The organism is Bacteroides sp. 1_1_14, assembly GCF_000162515.1.
Taxonomy (GTDB): domain Bacteria; phylum Bacteroidota; class Bacteroidia; order Bacteroidales; family Bacteroidaceae; genus Bacteroides; species Bacteroides thetaiotaomicron.
Map to the genome: position 1 here is coordinate 1 of NZ_GG774727.1, position 2,836 is coordinate 2,836.

Consider the following 2,836-nt stretch of genomic DNA (forward strand, 5'->3'; position numbering starts at 1 on the left):
CCGGGAATTATACAATCCCAAAGCCGCTCCGTAAATGTTTTGCCTGTCGGGATTGTTCCCCACGCAGAGTATCTTGGGATCGTCCGGGTTGTTGATGTCGAGCGTGAAATCGTCGCCCGACATGACCCAATATAGCTGGGGCGAAATCATGCGGGAAAGCGGAATTTTGGCCGATGCTATCTGGCCCTGGAGCTGGTCTTGAGCGCCTCCGAGCCAGGCATCCATAAAGGGGCTGAGGTAGTTTTCGAGTTCCGGGTAGGATGTCAGAATCGGGAAAATATCCTCGTACCGCTTGTTCAGGAACTCGATGGCGTGCGGGAAGGTACAATACCGCCCGTTGTCGTAGATGCGCAGGAACCAGATCACGGCCGCGAAAAGGATAATGGGGCTTTCCACAAAAAAATCGCCCTGCTTCTGCACATCGGGTAAGTCAAGGGCATTGCTGCCCCCTTCTCCCCTAAGAACCGTACATGAGAGTTTCCCCTCATACGGCTCAAGCAACTCAATATTTCTATTTGTTGTTAGAAATCGGCTCATACTTTCAACATTTTCGTTTATTTCGCTTGTAGCAGTTGTTGTGGACAAGTTGCCGTACAATCGAACCACCAACAGATATTTCGTTGACGTTCCATGCTTTTGTACAATCTATTTCCTTGCCGCATAACGGACAAATCCGGTTCTGCTTGTTCCATAAATATAAGAGAGACTTACGTCCCTTGAGAGATTCCAGCATTTGTTGCTCCTTTCGCTGAAAGAAATAATCATCGTATTCCGGGTCGAAAGGGTTTGCCTCACCTTTGATTTGCTTGTACGGGGTATAATGTATATCCGACAACCTTTTAAGGGTCAGGTAGTTCACTTTCTTGCTCTTGGTTTCATATTTCCATGCAAACGTCCATTTACGCCCCCGAATTTCATGCCAATATTTGTCTGCAACCCAAGACTTGCGTTTCTTTGGATGGCGACGTAAAGCCCATTTCTTCGTGAGATTGTAAATGTGATTGTCACAACCATGAAAAGCATCGGTTGATGCACCATATCGGTAATAGTTGCCCCAACCTGTGATTACAGGATTAAGCATTCGTATCAGCGATTCCTGCTTACACATTTTATGTCCTTTAACGATGTCACCGATTTTTGCCCTGAAGCGTTTCTGTGCATCTTTGGACGGGGATGTGTATAGCCTTTTGCCAAACTTCCTCACATTGAAACCTAAGAAATCAAAACCGTCGTATATGTTCGTAATGGTAGTTTTCTCTTCGGATAAGGTCAGCCCTCTTTCTTTGAGAAATTCTATCACGATAGGTTTGACTTCGTTTTCCAATAGCTCCTTATCTCGACCTGTGATTATAAAGTCATCCGCATAACGAATAAGGTTTACCTTGTAGTGGAATGTCTTATTGTTGCGCCATAATCTTTTGAATCTTTCAGCCAAGAGTGGTTGAAGTCCGTCAAGTGCTATATTTGCAAGTGTCGGTGATATGATACCTCCTTGTGGTGTACCCTCTTCTGTCGGGAATAGTTTGCCATTGAATACAGCTCCACATTTCAGCCATTTTCTGAGTATCGTCTTATCCATAGGGATATGATTAAGAAGCCAGTCGTGGCTGATATGGTCGAAGCAGCCTTTAATGTCTCCCTCCAAAATCCATTCGGGGGAATGCTGGCGGTTTAGAACCGTATCAATCTGACGGATAGCGTCCATTGTCCTGCGTTTCTTGCGGAAACCATAAGAAAAGCGGTCGCCTGTCGTTTCGGCTATCGGTTCCAATGCCATGAGATATAATGCCTGCATCGCCCTGTCTTTCATTGTCGGTATTCCCAACGGTCGGAGTTTACCGTTCTTTTTCTTGATGTGAACCCTACGAAGCGGCTGCGGATTGTAACCACGACGTTTCAGTTCACCGATTGCTTTGTACTTGCGCTTGGGAGAATCCCAAAGCTGTTTATCTACTCCAGACGTTTTCTTCCCTTTGTTGGAAGTAACCCTCTTTACCGCCAATGCCTTGGCGTAAAAAGAGTGGGTCAGCATCCACTGCAAGGCTTTCACCTTGTTATGTCTGCCTTCCTTTTGAGCCTTTACAATACGCGCTTGTAGCTTTCGGACATAGGCTTCACACTTGGACCAGTCCATGCCGTCCCAAGTTAGATTCCTACTATCAGCAGGCGCACACGATGTTTTAGTTTCGTTCATTTGCTTTCCTCCTTTTGAAAGTTCTAAAAGTTATCTTGTAAAGAGTTACCATATACGGAAGTCTGCCCACTTTCGTGTCGGATGATGTCACCAATAACAACCCGTGATGTTGATTCAATCCGTATCCACCCCATTACAGGGTGGCATTCGCTTTTTCCGTTATCTCATACCTGCACCCCATTCGGCTTGCCTTGCGGTTCGCTTACTCGCATTCTTACGAGAGAGATACAGGCTTGCCCTGTTCCACGTAATTGACAAACGGATAGTTTAGGTTCTGCCAAGTCCGCCGGCAGTGCTGTGTCCGTGTAACCCCAACATGGGCAAGGGTTATCCGACTGCTTACCTTTTGGTGAGAGCTAAAGTATCTTGCGCTCCTTCAAACCTTACGACGGCTAAAGTCAGTTCACTTACGTTAACCATGCTATCCAGCCTCGCCACTCAACGGTATGATACTAACCGTCCTTGACATTCCCTCACGGTTCAGTCTTGTCCTTTCGGAAAGTGTACTTTGTCCTATAAGCTTGGCACAACCCATCACTGGAGATGCACCTTATAGTAGGCTACCGCTGACGGAACAGCGGGTTAAATCATGCAATTAATATCACTGTCTAACAATCAATTACGTGACTTTACAGGTCACAC

The 2,836-nt window shown here is 46.1% G+C and carries 1 protein-coding gene and 1 pseudogene; both read right to left on the reverse strand.

Annotated features, from left to right (window positions below; translation table 11 throughout):
- A pseudogene (locus HMPREF9007_RS00240) lies at positions 1–537 on the reverse strand (conjugal transfer protein TraG); the annotation flags it as partial.
- Positions 538–541: 4 nt separating this feature from the next.
- Complete coding sequence (gene ltrA, locus HMPREF9007_RS00235) at positions 542–2,194, reverse strand: group II intron reverse transcriptase/maturase (RefSeq protein WP_004308488.1); 1,653 nt, start codon at positions 2,192–2,194, stop codon at positions 542–544.
- Positions 2,195–2,836 lie beyond the last annotated feature (642 nt).